The 24,979-nt window shown below is 61.0% G+C and carries 15 protein-coding genes and 1 pseudogene; 13 read left to right on the forward strand and 3 right to left on the reverse strand.

The features are described from left to right. The first annotated feature begins 91 nt into the window (after positions 1 to 91). From B0G77_RS41595 to B0G77_RS41610, 4 genes are read left to right on the forward strand one after another with little or no spacing between them, the layout of a single operon-like run. Positions 92 to 1,366 carry an efflux RND transporter periplasmic adaptor subunit gene (locus B0G77_RS41595; RefSeq protein WP_133667685.1) on the forward strand — a complete coding sequence of 425 codons (1,275 nt, stop codon included), beginning with the start codon at positions 92 to 94 and terminating at the stop codon, positions 1,364 to 1,366. An 18-nt stretch (positions 1,367 to 1,384) separates the two neighbouring features. Next, positions 1,385 to 4,510: an efflux RND transporter permease subunit gene (locus tag B0G77_RS41600; RefSeq protein WP_133667686.1), complete on the forward strand. Its 3,126-nt coding sequence runs from the start codon at positions 1,385 to 1,387 to the stop codon at positions 4,508 to 4,510. Continuing rightward, positions 4,507 to 7,827: an efflux RND transporter permease subunit gene (locus B0G77_RS41605; RefSeq protein WP_133667687.1), complete on the forward strand. Its 3,321-nt coding sequence runs from the start codon at positions 4,507 to 4,509 to the stop codon at positions 7,825 to 7,827. Before B0G77_RS41600 ends, B0G77_RS41605 begins: the two co-directional genes overlap by 4 nt. Then, the gene (locus B0G77_RS41610) at positions 7,824 to 9,302 is read left to right on the forward strand and encodes an efflux transporter outer membrane subunit (RefSeq protein ID WP_133667688.1); all 1,479 of its coding nucleotides are present in this window, start codon (positions 7,824 to 7,826) and stop codon (positions 9,300 to 9,302) included. The genes B0G77_RS41605 and B0G77_RS41610 overlap by 4 nt, the downstream gene beginning before the upstream one ends. Positions 9,303 to 12,279: 2,977 nt before the next feature. On the opposite strand, the gene B0G77_RS41615 is transcribed toward B0G77_RS41610, so the two are convergent. Beyond that, positions 12,280 to 13,248: a ParB/RepB/Spo0J family partition protein gene (locus B0G77_RS41615; protein ID WP_133667689.1), complete on the reverse strand. Its 969-nt coding sequence runs from the start codon at positions 13,246 to 13,248 to the stop codon at positions 12,280 to 12,282. Further along, positions 13,245 to 14,456 carry an AAA family ATPase gene (locus B0G77_RS41620; protein ID WP_166656401.1) on the reverse strand — a complete coding sequence of 404 codons (1,212 nt, stop codon included), beginning with the start codon at positions 14,454 to 14,456 and terminating at the stop codon, positions 13,245 to 13,247. The genes B0G77_RS41615 and B0G77_RS41620 overlap by 4 nt, the downstream gene beginning before the upstream one ends. Before the next feature lie 1,039 nt (positions 14,457 to 15,495). On the opposite strand from B0G77_RS41620, the gene B0G77_RS41625 reads away from it, so the two are divergent. Both B0G77_RS41625 and B0G77_RS41630 read left to right on the forward strand, forming a co-directional pair. After that, positions 15,496 to 16,899, forward strand: a complete 1,404-nt coding sequence (locus B0G77_RS41625) for a replication initiation protein (protein ID WP_133667690.1) — start codon at positions 15,496 to 15,498, stop codon at positions 16,897 to 16,899. Between the two features lie 208 nt (positions 16,900 to 17,107). Then, positions 17,108 to 17,356: pseudogene (locus B0G77_RS41630) on the forward strand (transposase); the annotation flags it as partial. Between the two features lie 66 nt (positions 17,357 to 17,422). Here the strand turns inward: B0G77_RS41630 and B0G77_RS41635 are convergent. After that, positions 17,423 to 17,626 (reverse strand): hypothetical protein, encoded by a 204-nt coding sequence (locus tag B0G77_RS41635; protein ID WP_133667691.1) that lies wholly within the window; start codon positions 17,624 to 17,626, stop codon positions 17,423 to 17,425. 554 nt (positions 17,627 to 18,180) lie between these two features. Between B0G77_RS41635 and B0G77_RS41640 the strand changes: the two genes are divergently transcribed. From B0G77_RS41640 to B0G77_RS41670, 7 genes are read left to right on the forward strand one after another with little or no spacing between them, the layout of a single operon-like run. Further along, entirely contained in the window at positions 18,181 to 19,227 is a 1,047-nt protein-coding gene (locus B0G77_RS41640; RefSeq protein ID WP_133667692.1) for an LLM class flavin-dependent oxidoreductase, read from the forward strand. Between the two features lie 46 nt (positions 19,228 to 19,273). Next, complete coding sequence (locus B0G77_RS41645; RefSeq protein ID WP_133667693.1) at positions 19,274 to 20,746, forward strand: aldehyde dehydrogenase; 1,473 nt, start codon at positions 19,274 to 19,276, stop codon at positions 20,744 to 20,746. Positions 20,747 to 20,756: 10 nt separating this feature from the next. Then, positions 20,757 to 21,071 (forward strand): NIPSNAP family protein, encoded by a 315-nt coding sequence (locus B0G77_RS41650; protein WP_133667694.1) that lies wholly within the window; start codon positions 20,757 to 20,759, stop codon positions 21,069 to 21,071. 59 nt (positions 21,072 to 21,130) lie between these two features. Continuing rightward, on the forward strand, positions 21,131 to 22,168 hold the full coding sequence (locus B0G77_RS41655) for an ABC transporter substrate-binding protein (RefSeq protein WP_133667695.1): 1,038 nt from the start codon (positions 21,131 to 21,133) through the stop codon (positions 22,166 to 22,168). A 36-nt stretch (positions 22,169 to 22,204) separates the two neighbouring features. Further along, positions 22,205 to 23,089, forward strand: a complete 885-nt coding sequence (locus B0G77_RS41660; RefSeq protein WP_133667696.1) for an ABC transporter permease — start codon at positions 22,205 to 22,207, stop codon at positions 23,087 to 23,089. Between the two features lies 1 nt (position 23,090). Next, complete coding sequence (locus B0G77_RS41665) at positions 23,091 to 23,888, forward strand: ABC transporter permease (protein ID WP_133667697.1); 798 nt, start codon at positions 23,091 to 23,093, stop codon at positions 23,886 to 23,888. Beyond that, positions 23,885 to 24,967, forward strand: coding sequence for an ABC transporter ATP-binding protein (locus B0G77_RS41670; protein WP_133667698.1), 1,083 nt, complete (start codon positions 23,885 to 23,887; stop codon positions 24,965 to 24,967). The genes B0G77_RS41665 and B0G77_RS41670 overlap by 4 nt, the downstream gene beginning before the upstream one ends. Positions 24,968 to 24,979: the final 12 nt, after the last annotated feature.

The following is a 24,979-nucleotide window of genomic DNA, read 5'->3' on the forward strand; positions in this document are numbered from 1 at the left end:
GGGCCAGTGAGCGCGCCCGGCTCGACGCGCCCTGCCCGCGCCGTCTGCGGATGGTGCACGTCGAGAGCGGCAGGCGCAACGGGAGGCAGCCATGAGCGAAGTGTCGCCAAACCATGTCAAGAGCCCGCGGCGGGGCCTCATCGTGCTCGCGGTTGTGGCGCTGGCGCTGGTCGTAATCGTGATCGTGCACCTGCTCCGCTCAACGGCGCCGAAGCCCGGTGCGGCGCCGCAAGTGGTGACGGTTGCCGCCGCAACGATAGGCCCGATGCCGGTAGTATTGAGCGAGCTGGGCACCGTCACCCCCGTCGCCACTGTGACCGTGCTGCCGCAACTGAGCGGCTACCTGACCGCGGTCGGCTATCAGGAAGGCCAGGAGGTCCAGAAGGGGCAATTCCTCGCGCAGATAGATCCACGCCAGTACGAAATCAGCAAACAGCAGGCCGAAGCACAGTTGGCGAAGGATAAAGCCGCACTTGCGCAGGCCCGCTCCGACCTCGCGCGCTTCACGCAGCTGAACGAGCGCAAATCGATCGCCGAGCAGACCTACGTCGACCAGCAGTTCCTCGTCAAGCAGGACGAAGCCGCAGTCAAGGTCGACGAGGCCAACATCGCACAATTCGCCCTCGACCTCGCCTACTGCCACATCACAGCGCCGGTGTCGGGGCGGGTCGGGCTGCGCCTCGTCGATCCGGGCAACTACGTGACGGCATCGAGCCAGCCAGGCATCGTCGTGATCACGACGATGAAGCCGACCACAGTCCAGTTCACGGTGCCGCAAAACGACCTTGGCAATGTGCTGCAGCGCGTCAATTCAGGTGCGCAGCTACCGGTGACGGTGTACCGCAGCGACAACGCCCGCAAAATCGCCACCGGCACGCTGTACGCGATCAATAACCAGATGGCGACCGCCACCGGCACGGTCACGTTGCGTGCGACCTTTCCCAATGAAGACGAGGCGCTCTTCCCGAACGAATTCGTCAACGTGAAGCTGCTGGTCGACACGCTGCAAAACGCGGTGCTGGTGCCGACGCCCGCCGTGCAAAGCGGCGCGCCGGGCGACTACGTGTATCTCGTCAACGCGGACAACACCGTTTCAGTCCGCAAGGTCACGCTGGGACCGGGCGACGGCCAGCACACGGTGATCACGACGGGACTGTCCGCGGGCAACGTGGTCGTCACCGACGGCATGGACAGGCTGAGCGATGGCGTGAAGATCACGGCGTCCGCGGCCCGGCCGGCTGCCGCCAGCGGCGCAGCCGCGGCGTCGCGCCCAACCGCTTCCGAAGCACCTGCCCAGCCGCCCGCCTCAGGCACGAGCCACTCCCCTCACGCGCACGCGTCAGACGCGGCGTCACAGGCGTCATAGCGTGCGGACCACCCCTCGATGAACATCTCCCGCCTGTTCATCCTGAGGCCAGTGGCGACCTCGTTGCTGATGATCGCGCTCGTGCTCGTGGGGCTGGTCGCGGTGCGCTTCCTGCCGGTTTCATCGTTGCCCGCCGTCGACTACCCGACCATCCAGGTGCAGACCTTCTACCCTGGCGCGAGTCCGGACGTCATGGCGACGACGGTCACCGCGCCGCTCGAAGTGCAGCTCGGCGGGATTCCGGGTCTGCAGCAGATGGTCTCGTACAGTTCGGAAGGTGCGTCGGTCATCACGCTGCAGTTCGATCTCTCGCTGAATCTCGACATCGCCGAGCAAAACGTCCAGCAGGCGATCAACGCGGCCAACAGCTTTCTGCCGAGCGGCCTGCCTGCGCCGCCGACCTACGCCAAGATCAATCCGGCTGACCAGCCGATCCTCACGCTCGCGGTCACGTCGAAGTCGATGTCGCTCGTCCAGTTGCAGGACGCGGCCAACAACCGCCTCGCGACGAAGATCTCGGAAGTGCCCGGCGTCGGTCTCGTGACCACAGCCGGCGGCAACGTGCCAGCCGTGCGCGTCGAAGCCGATCCGCAGAAGCTCGCCGCCTACGGCCTGAACATCGACGATCTGCGCACGCTGCTCGCGAACGTCAACGTCAGTCAGCCGAAGGGCAATTTCGACGGCCCGGAACTCGACTACACGATCAATGCAAACGACCAGATCGTCGACCCCAAAGACTATCTGGACACCGTCATTGCGTATCAAAACGGAGCGCCGGTGTATATGCGCGATGTCGCTCACGTGAGCCAGGCGGCGCAGGACGTCGAGCGCGGTGCGTGGTACAACCACACGCCCGCGATCGTGCTGAACGTGCAGCGTCAACCGGGCGCGAACGTGATCGCGACCGTGAACCAGATCACGAAGCAGCTGCCGACGCTCGAATCGACACTGCCGGCAGGCATGCAGATCACGGTGGTATCGAACAGCACCGGCGTGATCCGCTCGTCGGTATCGGACGCCGCGTTCGAACTGGTGCTCGCGGTCGTGCTGGTCGTGCTGGTCATCTTCATGTTCCTGCGCAACGTGCCGGCCACCGTCATCCCGAGCATCTCGGTGCCGGTATCCCTGATCGGCACGCTCGCCGTGATGTACCAGCTCAACTATTCGATCGACAACCTCTCGCTGATGGCGTTGATCATCGCAACGGGTTTCGTCGTCGACGATTCGATCGTGATGATCGAGAACATCGTCCGCTACCTGGAGGAAGGCAGGACGCCGCTCGAAGCGGCGCTCGAAGGCGCCGGGCAGATTGGCTTCACGATCCTGTCACTGACCATATCGCTGATCGCGGTGCTGATTCCGCTGCTGTTCATGGGCGGCGTGATCGGCCGGCTCTTCAGCGAGTTCGCGATCACGCTCGCGGTGACGATCGTGATCTCGGCGGTCGTCTCGCTGACGGTCGTGCCGATGCTCTGCGCGCGCATTCTGCGCGCGCAGGCGCAACGCCATCCGAGCCGCTTCGAGCGCTTCAGCGAAGGGATCTTCAACAAGACGCTCGCCGCCTACGAGCGCGGCCTGCGCTGGGTGCTCGATCACCAGACACTGACGCTGCTGGTCACGCTCGGCACGGTGGCCCTCACGGCGATCCTGTATATCGTGATCCCAAAGGGCCTGTTCCCGGTGCAGGACGTCGGCGTCATCCAGGGCATCAGCGTCGCTGACACCTCGGTGTCGTACCCGGCGATGGTCCGGCGTCAAGCTGCGCTTGCCGACGCGATCCTGAGAGACCCCGACGTCGTTTCGATCACATCGTACGTCGGCATCGACGGGACCAATCCGACGCTCAACAACGGCCGCTTCCTGATCAATCTCCGCCCGCGCGACGACCGCTCGCTGAACGCCGAGGAAATCGGCCGCCGCATCCAGCAGGAAGTCGCAAACGTGCCCGGCATCCGTCTGTATCTGCAACCGGAGCAGGACCTGACGCTCGACACGTCAATCTCGCGCAATCAATACAACTTCGTGCTGCGCGGGCCGAACCAGCATGCGTTCGACCAATACGTGCCGGCGCTCATCGCCCGGATGAAGCAGATTCCCGCGATCACCGACGTCACGAGCGACCTGAACACTGATGGCCTGAGCGTCTACGTCGAAGTCAACCGGCAGCTGGCGGCACGCTACGGGATCACGGCGGCCACGATCGACAACGCGCTGTACGACGCGCTTGGCCAGCGCATCGTGTCGACCATCTTCCAGCAGTCCGATCAGTACCGCGTGATCCTCGTCGCCAAACCTGAAGCGGTGCCCACCGTGCAGTCGCTCGGCAACCTGTATCTGCCGAGCCAGACGAGCAGCAGCGGCCAGGTGCCGCTGTCGGGCATCGCGACGATCCACATCACGCACTCGCCGCTGATGATCAGCCATCTCGCGCAGTTCCCGTCAGTGACGATCTCGTTCAACCTCGCGCCGGACGCGTCGCTCAGTTCAGCCGTGCGGCAGATCCGCGACGCCGAGCGCGCGGTGAACCTGCCGCCGTCGATCACGTCTACGTTCCAGGGCGCAGCGCAGGCATTCGAAGACTCACTGTCGAGCGAGGTGTATCTGCTCGTCGCCGCGCTCGTCGCCGTGTACATCGTGCTCGGCGTGCTGTATGAGAGCTACATTCACCCGGTGACGATCCTCTCGACGCTGCCCTCGGCCGGCATCGGCGCGCTGCTGGCCCTGATGATCGCCGGCAGCGATCTCGACGTGATCGGCATCATCGGCATCGTGCTCCTGATCGGCATCGTCAAGAAGAACGCCATCATGATGGTCGATTTCGCGCTCGAAGCAGAACGCGTGCACGGCAAGCCACCGCGCGAAGCGATCTTCGAAGCGTCGCTGCTGCGCTTCCGGCCGATCCTGATGACGACGCTTGCCGCCATGCTCGGGGCGTTGCCGATGCTGCTCGGCACGGGCACCGGCTCGGAACTGCGCCGCCCGCTGGGCCTCGCGATCATCGGCGGCCTCACGCTTAGCCAGATGCTGACGCTGTTCACGACGCCGGTCATCTATCTGTTCTTCGACCGGCTCGCGCAACGCGTGAACGCGCGGCGCCGGGCGCGGCGTGGAGACGCCGCCGCGCCGCCGGGGAGCGCGCCGTGAACATCTCCGCGGTGTTCATCCGGCGCCCGGTCGCGACCACGCTGCTCGCGGTCGCGATTGCGCTTTCCGGGATGCTCGCGTATTTCCGTCTGGCGGTTGCCCCGCTGCCGAACATTGCCTTTCCGGTGATCGCGCTGCAGGCCAACATGGCGGGCGCGAGCCCCGAAACCATGGCAGCGACCGTCGCCGCGCCGCTGGAACGGCGCCTCGGGACCATCGCCGACGTAAACCAGCTCACGTCGATCAGCTATGTGGGTACGTCATTGATCGTTGTCGTGTTCGGGCTTAACCGCGACATCAATGGCGCGGCGCGCGACGTCGAAGCGGCGATCCAGGCCGCGCGCACCGATCTGCCGACCACGCTGCGCAGCAACCCCACGTATCGCCAGTACAATCCGGCCGGCGCACCGATCATGGTGCTCGCGCTGACCTCCGACACGCTCACCAAAGCCCAGCTCTACGACTCCGCCAATTCGGTGATCCAGCAGCAGTTGTCGCAGGTCAACGGTGTCGGGCAGATCACGCTCGGCGGCGGTGCGTTGCCGTCGGTGCGCGTCGAACTGGAGCCGGGCAAGCTGAACAGTTACGGCATCGGCCTCGAAGACGTGCGCGCGGCAATCGGCGCGGCGAACGCCGACAGCGCGAAAGGCCACATCGACCAGGGCGACCAGCGCTACGAGATCCTCTCGAACGACCAGATCAGCAGGGCCGCGCCATATCGCGACGTCGTCATCGCGTATCGCGACGGAGCGCCGGTGCTGTTGCGCGACGTCGCGCAGGTGCGCGACTCGAACGAGAACATCCGCAACGCCGGGCTCTATAACGGCAAGTCTGCGGTGCTCGTGATTGTCTATCCGACGCCGGGCAGCAACGTGGTGAAAACCGTCGGCCAGATCCAGGCGCGTCTGCCGATCATCGAAGCGGCGCTGCCGAGCGCGATCCACGTGAACGTCGCGATCGATCGTTCCGAGTCGGTGCGTTCGTCGGTTGCCGATACCGAGCGCACGCTGTTCATCGCGGTGCTGCTGGTGGTGGGTGTGGTGTTCGTGTTCCTGCTGTCGCCGCGCGCGACACTGATCCCGGCGGTCGCGCTGCCGCTGTCGATCGTCGGCACGTTCGGACCGATGTATCTGCTCGGCTACAGCATCGACAACCTCTCGCTGATGGCGTTGACGATCGGCACCGGTTTCGTCGTCGACGATGCCGTGGTGGTGCTGGAGAACATCATGCGCCATCTCGAGGCCGGCCTCGACCCGAAAGAAGCCGCGCTGCGCGGCAGCGCCGAAGTCAGCTTCACGGTGATCTCGATGAGCCTGTCGCTGATCGCGGTGTTCCTGCCGATCCTGCTGATGCCCGGGATCGTCGGGCTGCTGTTTCATGAGTTCGCCGTCACCCTGTCGATCGCGATCCTGCTGTCGTTGCTGATCTCGCTCACAGTCACGCCGACCATGTGCGCATACGTGTTGAAGCGCGGGCACGCCCAGCATGCGAAGGGACGCAGGGCGAGATGGATCGAAGCACAGTTCGAACGGTTCAGGAATGCGTACTCGCGTTCGCTGACCGCCGTGCTCGACCATGCGCTCGCGATCGTCCTCTTGCTGATCGGCCTGCTCGTGCTCAACGTGTTCCTGTTCCGGTTGTTATCCGCGACGTTCTTTCCGGAGCAGGACACCGGCATCCTGATCGGGCAGATCATCGCCGACCAGAGCATCTCGTTCACAGCGATGGAGAAGAAGCTCGCGCAACTGCAGTCGATCGTGCAGAAAGACCCGGCGGTGGCGTCGGTCGCCGGTTTCACCGGCGGCCGCGCGCTCAACGCGGCCAGCGTGTTTATCGAACTCAAGCCGCTTGCGGAACGCCACCTGTCGGCCACCGAGGTGGTCAACCGCCTGCGTCCCAAACTCAACGCCGTCTCTGGCGCGCGCCTCTTCATGCAGGCGCAGCAGGATCTGCAGATCGGCGGTCGCCAGGCCGCCTCCGAATACCAGTACACGCTGACGAGCGACGATGCGAGCACGCTCTTCAAGTGGGTGCCGAAGCTCGTAACCGAACTCGGCAAATATCGCGGCCAACTGGAAGACGTGAACTCGGATCTGCAGCAAAACGGCTTGCAGTCCTACGTGAACATCAGCCGCGCGACTGCGATGCGCTACAGCTTCCAGCCCAACCAGATCGATAACGTGCTGTACGACGCATTCGGCCAGCGCACTGTGTCGACGATCTATAACGCGCTGAACCAGTACTTTGTTGTGATGGAAGTCGCGCCCCCTTACTGGCAATTTCCGCAGTCACTTAACCAGGTATTCCTGAGCACGGCAGCCGGCAACCCGAGCGGCACGCAGCAGACGCGCATGCCCGGCGGCACCGTCTCGCCGGTCACGCAGCGAGCCGCCGTGAGCAGCGCGTCGGGTACCAGCGCACATACGAACTCGCTGAATGCCGACGCCGAAGCGAACCAGCAGACCAACAGCATCACGAACAGCAAGGGCGGCAACTCCAGCGGCAGCGCGGACAGCACGGCGGCCGAAACGATGGTGCCGCTGCCCGCCATGATGACGTTCTCGAACAGCCACACCGCGACCCAGGTGAACCACCAGAGCGGCCTCGTCGCTGGCACGATCTCATTCAACCTGCCGGCCGGCGGTTCGCTCAGCCAGGCCGGCAAGCTCATCGAGCAGGCCGGGCGCGACATCGGCATGCCGGCTTCCGTGCACGGCGCGTTTGCGGGTGCGGCGCAGGCCTATGCGCAGTCGATGGGGACCGTGCCGCTCCTGATCCTCGCCGCGCTGGTGGTCGTCTATATCGTGCTCGGCGTGCTGTACGAGAACACGATCCACCCGCTCACGATCCTGTCGACGCTGCCCTCGGCAGGCATTGGCGCGACGCTCGCGCTGCTGATTTTCGGCACGCCGTTCTCGGTGATCGCGTTGATCGGCATTATTCTGCTGATCGGGATCGTCAAGAAAAACGGCATCATGATGGTCGATGTCGCGATCCAGTTGCAACGCCATGAAGGCAGGAACGCCCGCGAGGCAATCCACGAGGCCGCCATGGTGCGGCTGCGCCCGATCATGATGACCACCTTCGGCGCTGTGCTGGGCGCGGTGCCGCTCGCGATCGGCATCGGCCAGGGCGCGTCGCTGCGGCAGCCGCTTGGCGTGACCGTAGTGGGCGGGCTGATCCTGAGCCAGGTTTTTACGCTTTACACGACGCCGGTGATCTATCTGTATCTCGACCGGCTCCGCGCGCGACTCGTCAAGTGGTCCGCTCGCCTGCCGTGGAATCGCCGCCCCGAAGCACCGGATGCAAACGCATGATGATGACGATTTCCCGCACCACGCTGGCCACCGCTTCGCTGGCGTTGCTTACCTCACTCACGGCCGGATGCATGGTTGGCCCCGACTATCACCGCCCAGCCGTGCCTATGCCCGCCACGTGGAAAGAACTGCCCGGCTGGACCGAGGCGGAGCCCGCCGCCGAGGGCCCGAAGGGCGACTGGTGGACTGCGTTCAACGACCCGCTGCTCAATGACCTCGAACCGCTGGTGTCGGTGTCGAACCAGACCGTGCGCCAGGACTACGCGAACTATCAGGAGGCGCTGGCCGAGGTGCGGCTCGCGCGCAGTGCGCTGTTTCCGACAATCGGCGTCACGGGTTCGGTGACCCGCGAGCGCCTGGCGACGAGTAGTTCGGTCAGCAGCAGTGCGGGCACCTTCCATACTGTCAACAACGCCGGTTCGCTCGAGGCCAATGCGAGTTGGGCGCCCGACCTGTGGGGAGAGGTGCGTCGCAACATTGAATCGAGTTCCGCCACCGCTCAGGCCAGTGAAGCGACGCTTGCCAATGCGACGTTGTCCGAGCAGATCGCGCTGGCGAACGCGGTCATCGATCTGCGGGTGACGGACGCGAACATTGACCTTCTGACCCACACCGTTGAGGCGTTCCGGCAGGCGCTGCGCGTCGTTTCCGAGCAGGACAGGGCCGGCACCGTGCCGCCGTCCGATCTTGTGACCGCGCAGACCCAGTTGGATACAGCGCAGTCGAGCCTGATCGCGCTTGGCGTCGCCCGCGCCCAGAATGCCCACGCGATCGCCGTACTGGTCGGCAAGAATCCCGAAGACCTGGACCTGCCACACGATCCGACGCTGCCGACGCTGCCGTCGATTCCGGTCGGGGTACCGTCGACGCTGCTGCAGCGCCGGCCAGACATTGCCACGGCCGAACGCCAGATGGCCGCGCAGAACGCCGCCATCGGCGTCGCTGTGGCGGCGTATTACCCGACGATTTCGCTGTCGGCGCTGGACGGCTTCACGCAATCGCCATTGTCGGGCCTGCTGCATATCGCCAATCGCGTCTGGTCTCTGGGCGCCTCGGCCAGCGAGACAATATTCGATGGTGGCGCGCGCAATGCACAGATTGCCGCAGCCCAGGCAAAGTACGACGGAGCCGTGGCCAACTATCGCGGCACCGTATTGACGGCCTTCGAGGGGGTGGAGAACGACCTCGCCGGCTTGCGCGTCCTGGCGCAGCAGGCCGATGTGCTGGAGCGCGCCGTACGCGACGCGACGCGCGGCACGGAGATCGCACTCAATGAATACCAGGCCGGCACTGTGGACTACACGACCGTCTCGACGGCGCAGACGGCTCAATTGTCCGTTCAGCAGACGGCATTGAATGTGCAGCAACAGCGGCTGCTTGACGCGGCATCGCTGATCGGCGACCTCGGGGGCGGCTGGTCCGAAAGCGAGCTTCACGATCCGCTGCATCCCAGGCGACAGGAGGTCTCGCAGTAGTCCGGAGCGAGGCAGCGATCCTGCCATTGACGCGTCTCGTCCTGGCCCGGACGACAAAGGCTGGACGATGGTTTTGGACGAATTTTGAACAGCAGCGAGGTGAGTGATCTAAGGCCGGATGCTACATACAGCACCGTCAACCGCCTTGAGCAGTTCGTAACGGTCATCACAAAATACGTACCAAACGTCACACGCGGCTGCCGGAGGATCGAGATTTGCAGAGGTGTAGGATTTTCGCAAAAAAATGCGAGTCTCCGTTGAATGCCCGTGAAACATTTCGCGTATAAATGGCGTAACCGATTGCATCGTAAAGGTTTATAGGAATAGGGGGTTTTCTTAAAGTTGTTTCACGGAATCTAATCTAACTGATTGCTCGACAACGCTTTAGTTTGCTTCAGCGCCGCTTGGGTCACGCGTCTTTCCACCCGTCGCACCAGAAATGGCTGCATGCTGAGCGATGGCGGTCGGATTCTTGTAGGCACACCGATCCCTGGCCGATAACTCAGGACAGCAACTGTGTCTCGATATCCAAAGTCCAGGGACTGCGAATCGAATTTGTCGTGCGCCTGACTACGCAACTAACGGTACAACACTCAAAAATCCTTTGTATGCCAGCGAGTCAGCAAAAAGCGGTCACGCGTCAGCCGCGTACGGAAACAGGCCGCTCTTTCAGAGTTTCCCTTGCAGATCTGGGAGTTTCACCGCTGCACGACACGTCTGGGAGATTAGACCCTCCCCTACTTCAGATCTTCTCGCACTAGATTTCGAATTTCTGCCGCGGCACATTGGCCACTTAACGCCGCCGACCTGATTCTCAGTATCGAACGTCAGCAACGCCGGCGGCACGCTACTTTAGGGCTTTTCCATTCATCGTGATTTCCAACGAAATTGGAAAGCAATTTGTAATAATAGAGATAGATCACCTGCGCCGGGGTGCTTCGCTCCAGCCTCTATTCAAGCCGCCGAACGTTTGGATTTTTGCTTCCTGACGCCAAATATTTGGCGGAGCACCCAAGGCACCGGTGCGGCGCACCTGCTGCGCATGCGTCCGAGCAGCCTGCGTCGGGGTGGTCAGGAAGAACCCACGCGCCCTGAAGCTGAATCGCCCGACCTGCAGACGTTCCTCGCCCAGGTCGATCCTGACGGATTCTATGGCGAAGTAGATCTGCTCGACCTTTACCCCGCAGAATTTCCGGCACCGGGCGGCGCCCGGGTGTGCCGACGCGTGGCCCGCATCCGGAGGGTGCGGAAACGACAAGCGGCGGCCGCATAGTATCGGCTCGCGCTGGTACCCAATCCTCTCCCCGTATGCTTCACCGAGATGCGGCGCGAGGAGGCAGCCTGCCTCACGCGGGGCAAGACTCCGGCTGATGCCCGGGGGGGACAGCGACGCGGAGCGCCTCTGGAAGTGTCGCTATTCTGTGCAAGCGTCACACATGATTCCTTCCGCGACATGTCATCGACGCGTCGCGCACGGACTGTGCCAACTGCAGTCACGATTTTGACGACCCAAAGGGCGAAACTGCCCTACAGTCTCCGCTCTTGATCCCATTCGCGAGAATCGCCAAGGATTGGCATCTATTCGTTGGAGGTAGTGTCCCCAAGCGGACCGCAACGGCTTTTCTCTCGACAAGCTGTACAGCTCGTGACACCGTCGCTGCCAGGCATCGCCGCAGATGAGTACCTGCCGCTCAAAGAGTGGGGGCGCTACCTGTTGCACGATGATGCACCGCACGCGAAGCAGCGCGATTGCGACGACGCTCCCGGGCAACGTTCTGGAACGCGTTTGAAGCGACGCATCGCTGCAGACCACCACCATCAAGACGGTCGACGAACGTGCTCGCATCATCGAGGAAGCGGACAAGCTCTATCGCGACGCATACCGAGTCCTGGGAAGTATGAACGGGCGCGCTGTCCGGGTCATGGCAATGAGACGAGGGTCAAAATTGCAAGTGAAATGCCATGACCAAAAATGTAACCGAGGAGCCCTTGCGCCATCACCTGTAGCAAGCCACAGCGCGCGAGAACACATCAGGGAGTAGGAGGCCGACACAGCCTTGATATCAGTCAACGGAGGTGACTACTGCTATCTGGTTCGTCGCTATTTGGGGAGTTGCCGCGGGGCGGGCCTCCGGCCCGATTGAGTCAGACGGGTGTGAGCTGGATATTCATAGTCGGTCATTTGATCGAATGCGCGTTGTTGCTCGCGAACCAAGGCACGCCTTGTCTGGTCTGTCGGCACGCACATCTGGGAAGCGGATGAACGGCGGCCATACGGGGCAGATCCAGATCGGAGAGGTGGCTTTGCTGAGAGATCCGCGATTTCCGCGACGGAGTTAGGGCGAGGAGCGTTTATTTCTTGCTGGCGACAAGTCGTTCTCGCCAGCATAAAGTCGGGGACCGCAGGTCTCCACAAGTACTCGACGCCAGTGTTTCAGACCGTTGACGTACTCCGGACTCTGCCGCGCTGTTTGCATGTTGGTGATTACGTGGCGCTCCGGCGACCGGCTTATCGGGACTGCTCGCCTCCTGTGTACATACTATGGACACAGGAGGCGAGCAGCTCCTTCGGTCTAATGTTGGCGGCCGGCCCACACTTTGTACATGCTTTACGTGAGGCCGCGATTTGAAGTTGAAGGGTACAGCTGGCTCCAGCTGCTCAATGAGACGCGGCGATGCCACGCTGAATCCGGCGGGCCAAACCCTCAAAGACGGTGTCCATACTATGTACACGCCGAGCTTGCGCAACCGATTAAAGTGATGCGATGCAGCTGTTATGAACTCAGTCCCCGTGTACATCGTATGGGCACGAGAGTCCGGCGGCGACTCCATTGTTTGTCATCGCAAGGCATGCGAGCGAATTTTCACCGCGTCCATAGTATGGACACGACCTCGCAGATTCGGCCAGCGATCTCAGCGTGGCAACCGCAAAAGAAAGCCCGCTCGCGGCGGGCTGTTGTTGCAGAGCGCTGCAGCTTCAGTTTGGCTGCGGGCGGAACATCTGGCTCATTAGCTCCCGAATCTGCGTCTCCTGTGCTTCAGTCAGCACACCCGCCTTGATTTTCAAGGTAAAGCTGTTGACATCCTTCGTGATGGAGCCCGCATGCTCTTTGCCCGCGAAAAACTTGTCGATGCTGCGCTCGCTTGCTGAGTTCGTCGTAACGCGACGTGTCGCCAGCGCCTTAATAGCAGAGGCTACCTTCCCTTGGTCCATGTTGCCCGCAACGACGAGCGGCCAGATTTCCCTGGCTGCATCAAGACCTGCCTCGCCATGTTTTCGGATAGCAGCAACGATAGAATCTGCTGCGTTCCCGCCAAGCAGGCGCGGGTGCAGATCGAGGTCTTTCTGGACGAAGTCAGGCAGTTTTTCGAACGAGAGAAACTGGTACAGCCCGGTTCTGGACATGCCGAGCGCCTCAGCCATCCGTTTGCGGTCCGGAAATTCCTTTTCTGTCTGCCGGATAGACAAGGCGACTTCATAGTCGGACAAGTCGTCGCGACTGATATTTTCGACCAGGGCCAGCACAGCCATGTCCTCGTCGGAGCACTCCACAACCACAGCCTTGATGGTGTCGAGTCCGACCATCTTGTGCGCGCGCCACCGACGTTCGCCCGCCACAATCTGATAGATATCCTCGGAGCGGCGGACGACGATCGGCTGCATCAGTCCGACTTCACGAATAGACTCGGCCAGCTCCGACAGCTTCGCCTCGTTGAATATTCTCCGAGGCTGCCAGGGGTTGGGCACCATGTCGGACACCGACAATTGCGACGCCGCGCCAGTTGACTCCAGTTCCTGCACCCGGAGTTGCGCTACCGCCAACGCGCCCGCGAGACCAGGTGCCGTCTGCGTTCGGTTGCTGCGTTTAACCTCATCTTCCTTGATCGAAGAAGTCGCCCGGATTCCGGCCGTCTTAGCCAGCAACTGTTCACGCATGTTGCTCATTGCGCGTTCCTCCATTTTTCTGCATAGATTTCATCCAACCATCGGCAGTAGTCGACAAGCGGCTGCTTTACGCGTTGCAACGACTTGGCAGCGGTGTGTGTACTGCTGACGTCGAAAACAGTTGAGAATGCCAGTGCTCCTGTGCTCATTACGGAACTCGCCGGCACTTCAATCGAATGCAGCCAATTCTCATAGGCGCTTTGTGCCCATGCGCGAACGATAGGCGCGGACGAGGTGCGGCCATAATCGACCTTCGAAAGCATCAGCGAGATAAAGTCGTATTTCTTGTCCTGCTCGTACTTGATGAAACTCTTGGACACATCCGAAAACAGTCTCCAGAACGACAGTGAGCTTATGAAGTCCAGATTCTCAGGAACCATCGGCATGACCATCGCATCTGCCGCCAGCAGAGCATTCAGGTTGAGGTAAGACAGGGACGGCGACGTATCCATCAAGATGTAGTCGTAGCGCTTGCGTAGCGGCTCGAGACCTTGACGTAGCACCGTCCAGAACCGAAACCCTGGCCTCATCTTCTGCATGGCAGGCAGATGGAACTCGGCACCAATCAATTCAGTGTGTGCCGGAATCACGTCAAGGCCGTCCCAGTACGTCGACTGAACCCTTTCCTCCAGGCCGCCCTCGACCTCCTGGTCATATATGTACGGGAGCACGGTGTCCTCCGGGGTCACATCTTTTTCTGCGTACAAGCCGCACAATTCCGAAAGCGATGCCTGCGGGTCAAGGTCGACCACCAGTACTTTGCGGCCGCGCAACGTAAGCCCTTGGGCAAGGCACATGGTGGTGGTGGTTTTCGCCGACCCGCCCTTCAGTTGGGCTGTTATGACGATTTTCCCCTCCGGCTCGCGTGTACCGGTGACGAGAGGGGTTTGATAAATGTCAGATACTTTCTGAACCCAGATGCGCGCATCTTCCAGCGTGAAGGTGCGAGTGCGGCCGGTCCCTGCGGCGATTCCCGACGGCAACGCACCATCGCTCTTAGTGGCGAGGTATTGCACCTGCGAGTGAGAAATGTTGCACATCTCCGCAATCTCCCCTGTCTTGAACACAGGCGGCGCCTTCCGTGGCCGGGGTGCAAGAATGGTGTCACGAAGCTCATCTGTGAAAATTGAGACCTTTTCAGCAAACTGGCTAATTTGCTCAAGTGGAACAGTTCGGTCTACAGCAGGAAGTTGGCTTGTTTTCACCATTCTGAGGTTTTTCCTGAAATTTCGACAAAGCTCAGAATACAGGAAACACTTGAAAATAGCTCTATAAATTGCTGTTTATTATAGGTAGTTTTTGTGGGAACGATCCGTCACCCGCCCGAAATGTCGCAAGTCAAGGTAATGTGTCTAGCCGGCAGAACCATCAAGGTGAGGTCGCTTGTGCTGCTTTTGAGTCCGATGTCGCGGTGTAAACGGGGAAGCGTACAAAAGGAAAGCACATGGTGAGGTCAGTTGTGCTGTAAATACGTCTGCGACGTCCGACCTCGCTGAAGCTGCACAATGAACCTCACCTTCACTCGCAATCTACGGGTTTCGCGGGGCCTTGGAAGGCACACGGACGAATACCCATAAGCAAATCAGCACAATGAATCTCACCTTCACCCGGACGTTCCTTACCTCAAAAACGCATTCATGTGAAAAGGGGCGTCAGCGTGTGCTGAAGCTGCTGCTCTGCACAATTCCCCTTCCATGATTCCAACACAATGAACCTCACCATGTGAGCGCTGCACCCAATTCGCACAATGAACCTCACCATAGCCGCAGACCAGATACATACTGCCTGGCCACGGTTGGTTTGTTTTTTTTAAAAGACCGAAACATACCGACCTACCAACAGGCGAGTACAACATCGTTGATGTTCAACAACTTAACCCGAGAAAGGTGAGGTCTGTTGTGCTAAAGGTGAGGTTTGCTGTGCACGAGGGTGAGTTTCCTTGTGTGGGGAAGGTGAGGTCCGTCCCACACAAAGGTGAGGTCTGATGTGCACAAAAAGCTGGATCATATCGAAGTGAGGTTGGTTGTGCCGACCGCAGCTGTCAGCCTCTACCGATAAGGGTTCGACGGGGAAAGCGGATTCGTTGTGGTGAGGTTCATTGTGCAATGGTGAGGTTGGTTGTGCCGGAAAGGAGAGGGTAGGCCGCTGGTAGCCTCTGCCGTCTGCTGAAGGTGAGGTTGTGTGTGTTGACAGCTCACTCACGCATGCCTACATTCCCCAGAGCGAAAATGAAGAACGGACGAAAACATGGCGGAGGACAACTCGGAAGACGGCAAATCGAGGGTGACATCTCGGCAGATGGCACTCGCACTGTTCGAGGACATGTTCGACCTTGGCATCCCCATCACCGAGGCCAATCGTGAAATCGGTTACCAGCGCAACAACTTCTTCACCCAAATCGTCAACATGGGGCTGCCCGCGCGGCGTTTTCTTGACGCCGCGTATTTTATCGTCGCACAAGAACAGGAAGCACGGGACCAGTACGACGTCGAGTTGAACTACTTCAAGTGGCTGATGCGCTATGACAGTCGCAACCTCAAGCACTTGCGCACTATCGCGGAGGAAGCCCAGGACGCGAAAATCCAGGTCACCGATACACCGCTCGACCGGAACCCCAATGAAGACGACCTATGGGTCTCCGTCCAGCTGATGGGGATGGTGGGCTTTCACAGAGGACGCATTCGATTCGACGTGCATCCTCGCCTGGTGCCGCACATCCGCGACCCAAAGAAGTCCCACTGGCTGAGCCTGCGCATCTCGACGGCATTCACGCGCAGCCTGGCGCGCGCGATATATGACCAGGTACTACCGAATGTCCCGGACGGCCGAACCGAATGGATACGGCTTGAAGACATGCGAAACTGGCCCGGCAGGATGGGCGCGAACGCGGCCATCTTCAAATACTTCAAGCGCGACTGGCTCGAACCCGCCGTGCGCGAAATCAATGAGGTGTCGGACATCGAGTTGTCGTATGAGACCAGGACCGAGTCCACCACGTCGAAAAAAATTGACCGGATCAGGTTCCTGCTCAAACGCAAAGATACTGCCGACGCTGCCCTGGCCAGCCTGGCCGACGCTAGCCACCTGTACAAGATTCTCAAGGACGAATTCAACCTCTCGACCAAGCAATTCAGCGACATCTCCGAGAACCGCGAGGTCTGGACCGATGCACACATTCTGCAGGCTGTCGAATACACGCGATTTAAGCTCAATCGTGGACAGGTGAAAAAGAGTCCCGCTGGCTACCTGATGCGCGCCCTGCGCGATAACTGGAAGATGTCTGAAGCCGAGCGGAAGATGGTTGAGGTTCAGTCGAAGCTGATTACCGAAGAGACGGAAGCGAAGGTTGCAAAATCCGAGACCCAGACTTCAGTCGCGCGCAGCATGGCCTCGCGTGATGAAGAAGCACGTGCGCGCATGAACGAGGAGTCGCGTAGGGGCCGTGAACACTTCAACGCGTCCGACGCCAAAACCCGCAAAGAGCTGGTCCGCCTGTGGGTTGCGTCGAGAGAAGGCAAGCTCATGCTGCGACGGATGAAGTTCGAGGCCCCGACTGTGACAGAGGAGGAAATCCTCGCGAATTCGGAACTGGTTTGGTACCTGGGACAATTTGTGTTCGGACGCGTGAATTCGGTCCGGGAAATTGCCTGAATTGCAGGAACGAGTACCGGTCAACGACTCTTCGCTTCGACCGGCGATCTCCGATAAACCCCGCGCAAATTGGAACTGGGCAGAAGACATTGAACAGGGCCAAGAAAATCTGCGACTAGCGGTCTAGCCCGCGGTGATACCCACAGCCGGATGCCTATTGCGTTGCCATACCGCTGCGTCTCACGCGGGCCTCTAGCCCATGCCACACAAGTTTCATGTCGTGGCGCATGCCTCGAAAGCCCTCGATGGCGTGCGCCGCGAGCAGCAGAAGAGCGATCCCGCACGGAAGGGCATGCGCTGGTCGCTGTTCAAAGATGCTGACAAGCCGAATCTCGCGCAACTGACCGATCTCGAGGTGCTGATCAGCCAGTACGCGAACAACTGCGCGAGATTCTCGATCACAAGCAAATCCACGTCGTATCCAAGATGTTGCGACGTCATGCGTTCCAAGGTCGAATGATCAGAGTTGTTGAATCGATTGAGTGGCGTTGACGTGGAGTTGACGATCCAGGTTCCGTTTTCCTCATATACAAAATAGACCGGTAAGCCGGGCGAGTTCCTGTTCGCGCATCACCAGAAGATCGTGCAGTCGCTTAAGAGCGGCCGGGCCGGTTCCGTCGTGCTGCACGCGCTCGACGATGCCCGGCAACGCCGAGTCTGTTTCCTTAAACGTGTTGTCGGCCTGCTGAGCCATTGCCCGTGAGAGATTCGAGGTGGCGACATCCATTTCGCCCAGCTCGACTGAGCTCGGCACCTTTTCGTCGAATCGGTTGGTCTTCGAGCTGCATTGCGGAACGCCCTGGAAACTATCGCGACCGCCAGCGCGTGCGGTCTCGTCCTCTCGCTCGATGCTGGTTGACAACCCACAACTCGATCGTGCGAGATCGAGTTCTTCGCCAGCGCGCTAGTGCCAGTCTCGAGACACACGTTGCCGCCGACGAGTCCAACTGAAGAGTGCCTTCGGCACCTTACTTGATGGCTGTGCGCCAACCAGGTTTTCCGCAGACAAATCAGCCGCACATCGAAGGCGCCCCCAGCAAACCCCTTGCAGATAGCTCAGCCAGCCCGGCTTCGCTTTGCGAAGTCCTGCCGGATTGCCAGTCCCCGATCGCACGGGAATATTATGGTATTCCATAATATTGAAACGCTTGATCTCGGCCCTTGGTTGGAATACCGTAATACCAACCGCACAACGATGCGGTCGACACGGTGCGAGGGGCAATCTCCAGTGGGCCAACTCGCGGCAAGACTGACTTCCCGCTTTCTGCATACAGGTCGATCATGAAATTCTCGTTGTTTCTGCACATGGAGCGGTACGAGTCCGCGACGCCGCACCGTCAACTCTTTGATGAACTCACGCAGCTTGTCCAGATTGCCGAAAAGGGTGGCTTCGAGACTGCCTGGATTGGCGAGCACCACGCGATGGAGTTCACGATCGCGCCGAATCCCTTCGTCAACCTTTCGTATCTCGCGGCCCGAACCGACAGGATTCGACTCGGCACGGGAACGGTGATCGCACCGTTCTGGCACCCCATCCGCCTCGCGGGTGAAGCCGGCATGGTCGATGTTGCGAGCAATGGGCGGCTTGACCTGGGTATCGCGCGCGGCGCGTACTCGTTCGAATACGAGCGCCTGTTGCCAGGCCTCGATGCGTTTGGCGCGGGAGCACGGATGCGCGAGCTTGTTCCGGCGTTGTCGCAGTTGTTCAAGGGCGACTACGCGCATCAGGGCGAATTCTGGTCGTGGCCCTCGACTACACCCGTACCTCGTCCCATCCAGCAACCTGGGCCGCCGCTCTGGCTTGCTGCGCGCGATCCGAACTCGCACGAGTTCGCGGTCCGGCATGGCTGCAATGTGCAGGTGACCTCGCTCGCAGCCGGCGACGGCGAAGTGGTGAGCCTGATGGAGCGTTTCAACGCGGCCTGCAAAGCAAACCCTGACGTGCCGCGTCCGCAGATCATGATGCTGATGCATACCTTCGTGGGCGCTGATACCGCCGAAGTCGATGCCGCTGTCAACGACCTTTCGCGCTTCTACTGCTATTTCAGCAAATGGTTCAAGAACGAGAGGCCTGTGACGCAGGGCTTTATTGAACCGCTTACGCAAGCCGATATCGATTCATTTCCGCAGTACGCCCCCGAGCAGATCCGCAAGAATCTCGTCATTGGCCGGCCGTCGGCCGTGATCAGCCGGCTTAAACAGTATGAGGAACTCGGCTTCGATCAATACAGTTTCTGGCTCGACAGCAACATGAGCTTTGAGCGCAAGCGCCGCTCGCTCAAGTTGTTTATCTCGGACGTGATGCCTGCGTTCGCTGCGCGTGGCTAATGGTGAATGTCCATTCAGCTGACGCCAGGCAAACAGGAGCAGACCCATGTTGAAGTCGTTTCAGCATTACATCGACGGTGAGTTCAGCGATGCCGCCGATCGCTTCGAGAGTATCAATCCGGCCACGGGCGCTGCGTGGGCAACCATGCCCGCCGCCAGTGCGACGGATGTGGACCGCGCCGTCAAGGCGGCGGACCGTGCGTTATTCTCGCCTGAATGGGCCGGGCTGACTGCAAGCCAGCGCGGCAAGCTGCTGTATCGGCTCGCAGATCTCGTCGCGGCAAACGCGCAGGAACTGGCTGAACTCGAAACGGCAGACACGGGCAAGATCATCCGCGAGACGCGCAGCCAGATAGGCTACGTGGCCGAGTACTACCGCTATTACGCGGGCGTGGCGGACAAGATTCAGGGTGCCTGCCTCGCGGTCGACAAGCCCGACATGGACGTCACATTGCGACGTGAGCCGGTGGGCGTGGTGGCGGGCATCGTACCGTGGAACTCGCAACTGTTCCTGTCGGCGGTGAAGATCGGACCGGCGCTCGCAGCGGGCTGCACCATCGTCATCAAGGCATCGGAGGAAGGGCCCGCGCCGCTGCTTGCCTTTGCCCGGTTGGTCCACGAGGCAGGCTTTCCGGCGGGCGTGGTGAACATCCTGACCGGTTTCGGCGGGGTCTGCGGCCGCGCGCTCACGAGCCATCCGCTTGTCGCGAAGATTGCGTTCACGGGTGGCCCGGAAACGGCGCGTCATATCGTGCGCAATTCGGCCGAGAACCTCGCGGCTACCTCGCTCGAACTGGGCGGCAAATCGCCCGTGCTCGTCTTCGACGATGCCAGCGTAGAGAGCGTCAGCAATGCCGTGATAGCAGGCATCTTTGCCGCGACGGGCCAGAGTTGCGTTGCCGGCTCCCGTCTGCTCGTACAGCGTGGTATTCGCGAGCGCCTGCTTGCCAGGCTCATCGAGAAGGCAAAGGCTATCAGGATCGGCGACCCGCAGGATCTGGCTACGGAAATGGGACCGCTCGCGACGCTCAGGCAGCGCGATCACATCGAAGCCGTGCTCGCCGCGAGTCTCGATGCTGGCGCGACGCTCTTGACCGGTGGCGGCCGTCCGGAAGGGCGTGGTGAAGGCTTTTTCTTTGAGCCGACGATCGTGGAGTGCCCCACGGCCAACGTGCCAAGCGTCGCGCAAGAGCTATTCGGGCCGGTGCTGAGCGTGATGTCCTTCGACACGGAAGCCGAAGCGCTGAAGCTAGCCAACGACACGCAATACGGTCTTGCCTCAGGTGTGTTCACACGCGATCTGACCCGAGCCCACCGGATGACGCGCATGCTTCGCGCCGGCATCGTCTGGGTCAACACCTACCGCGCTGTCTCGCCGATCGTCCCCTTCGGCGGATATGGGCTGAGCGGTCTGGGACGCGAAGGCGGGCTCGATGCGGTGCTCGACTACACGCGCACCAAATCCGTCTGGATCCGTACCTCCGACGAGCCAATCGCCGATCCGTTCGTCATGCGTTGAAGAGGCCGCGATGTATTACGAAGTCCGTACTTATAAGATCAAGACCGGCGCGGTCCCGGCGTACCTGAAACTGGTCGAGGAAGAAGGCATCGAGTTGCAGAAGCGTCATCTCGGCGAACTCGTCGGCTACTTCTTCTCGGAGATCGGACCGTTAAATCAGATCGTCCATATCTGGGCCTACCCCGGTCTGGATGAACGCGAGGCGCGCCGTCAGCGTCTCGCTGAAGATCCCGCGTGGCAGGCATTCGCGCCGAAGATCCAGGCGCTGCTGGAAACCATGGAAAGCAAGATCATGAAGCCCGCCGCGTTCTCACCACTCAAGTAAGCAAGCCGCCGGCAGGCCCCCTTCCGGAGTAAGCCGTTTCCTTTCAAGGAGCTGTTGTCATGAAGCAAGCGCTACCCTTGCGCGCCCTCGCGCGCGCAGTGACCATCACCGTAGCCGTTCTGGTTACCGCGCCGGTGTTCGCGCAGAACGCGCCGATCGTGTTTGCCAGCTGGGGCGGTACAACCCAGTCGGCCCAGCAGAAAGAGTGGGCTCAACCGTTCACGCAGAGTTCGGGCATCCAGGTGCTGATGGACGGCCCGACCGATTACGGCAAGCTCAAGGCCATGGTCGATAGCGGCAACGTGCAATGGGACGTGGTCGACGTCGAAGGTGATTTCGCTTACGCCGCACTGCGCGACGGGCTGGTCGAGCCGATCGATTATTCGGTCGTGAACAAGAGTCAGCTTGATCCGCGCTTCATGTCGCCGGGCGCAGTGGGCAGTTTCTATTATTCGTTCGTGCTGGGCTACAACAAGGCTTCGTTCAAGAACGGCGGCCCTGCCAGTTACGCCGATCTCTTCGACACGAAGCGCTTTCCCGGCAAACGCACGTTCTACAAGTGGTCTGCGCCGGGTGTGCTGGAAGTCGCGCTGCTCGCCGACGGCGTCGCCCCCGACAAGCTCTATCCGCTCGACCTCGATCGCGCCTTCAAAAAGCTCGACACGATCAAGAGCCAGATCGTCTGGTGGAGCGGCGGCGCGCAGTCGCAACAGCTGCTGGCTTCGGGCGAAGCTCCGATCGGTGTGTTCTGGAATGGCCGGCTCCATGCGTTGCAGCAAACCGGCGTCGACGTCGGCATATCGTGGAGCCAGAATCTGACCGCCGCCGACATGCTGGTTGTGCCGAAGGGTTCCAAACACAAGGCCGAGGCGATGAAGTTTCTCGCCACCGCGACCGGTGCTCAGGCGCAGGCCAACTTTGCCGCCCAGACGGGCTACGCGCCGGTCAATCTGAGGTCGGCTGCGCTGCTGCCTGCCGATGTCGCGAAGACCCAGCCGGACCAGTACAAGGCGACGCAGATCAATCTCGACATGAAGTACTGGGCCGATCATCGCGACGAGATCGCGAAGCGCTGGTATGCGTGGCAGTCGAAATAAGGCGCATGCGGGGTTAGACACAGCGAAGGAGTGGTCATGTCGAATGCTTTGAGTACCGTCGCGGAGCCTCCGGTGGTGGCATCGAAGGCGAGCGCCGGTTTCAGGAAGGCCCGGCTCTTTTTGCCAGCGGTGCTGCTGCTGGTGGTGTTCTTCCTGTTGCCGGTGATCTCGCTCCTTTTGCGCAGCGTACTGGAGCCCACGCCCGGGTTGCAGAACTATGCGCAGCTCTTCGGCTCGACGACCTATCTGCGCGTGTTCGGCAATACCTTCTTCGTGGCGTCGGTCGTGACGGCGGTGACGCTTGTCATCGGCTTTCCGACTGCATGGGTGCTCGCTATTGCACCACGCTGGATCGGCAGGCTGGTGTTCGCCATCCTGCTGCTGTCGATGTGGACCAATCTGCTTGCGCGCACCTTCGCCTGGATGGTGCTCCTGCAGCAGACCGGGCCGATCAACCGCCTGCTGATGTGGCTCGGTGTGATTCACGAACCGCTCACGCTGGTCAATAACCTGACCGGCGTGACGATCGGGATGACCTACATCATGCTGCCGTTCCTCGTGATGCCGCTGCATGCGACGTTGCGTGCCATCGATCCCACTACGCTGCGGGCGGCCGCCATCTGCGGTGCAAGCCGCTGGCAGGCATTCTGGCGGGTGCTGGTACCACTCGCCATGCCGGGTATCGCCAGTGGCGCGCTGATGGTGTTCGTGATGGCGCTCGGGTATTTCGTCACGCCCGCGCTGCTCGGCGGCCCTGAATACATGATGCTGGCTGAACTGATCGCGCAACTCGTGCAGCAGTTGTTGAACTGGGGGCTTGCCGGCGCCGCCGCGTTCGTCCTGCTGCTCGTCACGCTGTCGCTGTACGCCGTGCAGCTGCGTTTTTCGGGCCGTGCCGCGGATACTACAGGAGCCCACTGACATGCTGCTCGATTTCGATCGTCTCGGACCCTTGCGCTGGATGTTGCTTGGCGTAGGCACGGCGGTGTCGCTGTTCCTGCTGCTGCCGGTGCTATTCATCGTCGCGCTCTCGTTCGGCAATTCCCAGTGGCTCATGTTTCCGCCGCCAGGCTGGACGCTGCAGTGGTATAGCGAGCTGTTTTCCGACCCGGGCTGGCTCGATTCGCTGATGACGAGCCTCGAACTCGGACTCGTCGTGATGGTGCTCTCGGTCACGCTTGGCCTCTTTGCATCGCTCGCGTTGACGCGCGGCAATTTTCGCGGCCGCGCGCTGCTCAAAGCGTTTTTTCTTACGCCGATGGTGCTGCCTGTCGTCGTGCTCGCCGTGGCCTTGTACGGGTTTTTCCTGCGTATTGGGTTGACCGGGACCCTGGTCGGCTTCGTAATCGGGCATCTCATCATCGCGTTGCCATTCTCGATCATCGCAATCAGCAATTCGCTGGAGGGGTTCGATACGTCGCTGGAAGATGCCGCGCTGATCTGCGGCGCTGGCCCGTTCGAAGTGAAATGGCGAGTCACGTTGCCGGCCATCCGTCTGGGGCTGTTCGCCGCTGCGATCTTCTCGTTTCTGGCTTCGTGGGACGAGGTGGTGGTCTCGATCTTCATGTCGAGCCCGTTGCTGCAGACGCTGCCTGTGCGAATCTGGAGTACGTTGCGGCAAGACCTGACGCCAGTCATCGCGGCCGCCTCGTCGCTGCTGGTCGGACTGACTGTCGTGCTGATGTTGCTGGGACTTGTTCTCAAGAGGGATAAATCGTGAGCTCACCGTTTTTGCAGATCCAACGTCTTCGCAAGACCTACGATCAGGTCGTGGCCATCGACCACGTCTCGCTCGATATCAGGAAGGGCGAGTTCATGACGTTTCTCGGGCCATCTGGCTCGGGCAAGAGCACGACGCTGTACATCGTCGCTGGATTCCAGTCGCCCACTGAAGGACGCGTGCTGCTGGACGGCAAGTCGCTGCTTTCCGTCGCGCCGAACCGTCGCAACATCGGCATGGTTTTTCAGCGCTACACGCTGTTTCCGCATCTCACCGTCGGTGAGAACGTCGCGTTTCCACTGCGCGTGAGGCGCTTGCCAGACGCGAAAGTGCGCGCGAAAGTCGAGCAGATGCTGAAGCTCGTGCATCTTGCCGACTGCCGCGACCGGATGCCCGGCCAATTGTCGGGCGGGATGCAGCAGCGCGTGGCGATTGCCCGCGCGCTCGCCTACGATCCGCCGGTTTTGCTGATGGATGAGCCGCTTTCCGCGCTCGACAAGAAGCTGCGAGAAGAGCTGCAAACCGAACTGCGCAGGATCCACCAGGAGACCGGCGTGACGATCCTGTACGTGACGCATGATCAGGAGGAGGCGCTGCGTCTGTCCGATCGCATCGCGGTATTCAACAAAGGGCGCATCGAACAGGTCGGCACGGGCGAGGAGTTGTACGGCGCGCCGGCATCGCGCTTCGTGGCGAGCTTCATTGGCAACTCGAACTTTCTTCCGGTTACGCTGGCAGGCGGCAAGGGCGATTCACATGCGGTTTTTCCAAACGGCAGGCCCGTCCCGCTGGGAAGTTTCGACCCTGTTCTCAGCGCGGGCGATGATGCTGCGCTCATGCTGCGTCCGGAACAGATCCGCATCCGGGCACAGCCTGCTCAGGCGGCGGACATCGGTTTGCCGGTCGTGATCCGCGACGTCACGTATCTGGGCGACACCATGCACTATTCCGTCGCGACACCCTGGCAACAGGAGATCGCCGTGCGCACCTCGGCGGGGCAGCGCGAAGCGAATCTCAGTGTGGGGGCCCAGGCATGGCTCGACTGGGACAGGGTCAGCGCGCGGGTTTTTCCGGGGTGAGTGTAGGTGCGG

It is taken from the genome of Paraburkholderia sp. BL10I2N1, from assembly GCF_004361815.1.
Taxonomy (GTDB): Bacteria; Pseudomonadota; Gammaproteobacteria; order Burkholderiales; family Burkholderiaceae; genus Paraburkholderia.

Excerpts from the sequence above, each read along its gene's own strand:
- B0G77_RS41595 (WP_133667685.1), top strand. The coding sequence starts at position 92 with ATGAGCGAAGTGTCGCCAAACCATGTCAAGAGCCCGCGGCGGGGCCTC.
- B0G77_RS41600 (WP_133667686.1), top strand. The coding sequence starts at position 1,385 with ATGAACATCTCCCGCCTGTTCATCCTGAGGCCAGTGGCGACCTCGTTG.
- B0G77_RS41610 (WP_133667688.1), top strand. The coding sequence starts at position 7,824 with ATGATGATGACGATTTCCCGCACCACGCTGGCCACCGCTTCGCTGGCG.
- B0G77_RS41615 (WP_133667689.1), bottom strand. The coding sequence starts at position 13,248 with ATGAGCAACATGCGTGAACAGTTGCTGGCTAAGACGGCCGGAATCCGG.
- B0G77_RS41620 (WP_166656401.1), bottom strand. The coding sequence starts at position 14,456 with ATGGTGAAAACAAGCCAACTTCCTGCTGTAGACCGAACTGTTCCACTT.
- B0G77_RS41625 (WP_133667690.1), top strand. The coding sequence starts at position 15,496 with ATGGCGGAGGACAACTCGGAAGACGGCAAATCGAGGGTGACATCTCGG.
- B0G77_RS41635 (WP_133667691.1), bottom strand. The coding sequence starts at position 17,626 with ATGGATGTCGCCACCTCGAATCTCTCACGGGCAATGGCTCAGCAGGCC.
- B0G77_RS41640 (WP_133667692.1), top strand. The coding sequence starts at position 18,181 with ATGAAATTCTCGTTGTTTCTGCACATGGAGCGGTACGAGTCCGCGACG.
- B0G77_RS41645 (WP_133667693.1), top strand. The coding sequence starts at position 19,274 with ATGTTGAAGTCGTTTCAGCATTACATCGACGGTGAGTTCAGCGATGCC.
- B0G77_RS41650 (WP_133667694.1), top strand. The coding sequence starts at position 20,757 with ATGTATTACGAAGTCCGTACTTATAAGATCAAGACCGGCGCGGTCCCG.
- B0G77_RS41655 (WP_133667695.1), top strand. The coding sequence starts at position 21,131 with ATGAAGCAAGCGCTACCCTTGCGCGCCCTCGCGCGCGCAGTGACCATC.
- B0G77_RS41660 (WP_133667696.1), top strand. The coding sequence starts at position 22,205 with ATGTCGAATGCTTTGAGTACCGTCGCGGAGCCTCCGGTGGTGGCATCG.
- B0G77_RS41665 (WP_133667697.1), top strand. The coding sequence starts at position 23,091 with ATGCTGCTCGATTTCGATCGTCTCGGACCCTTGCGCTGGATGTTGCTT.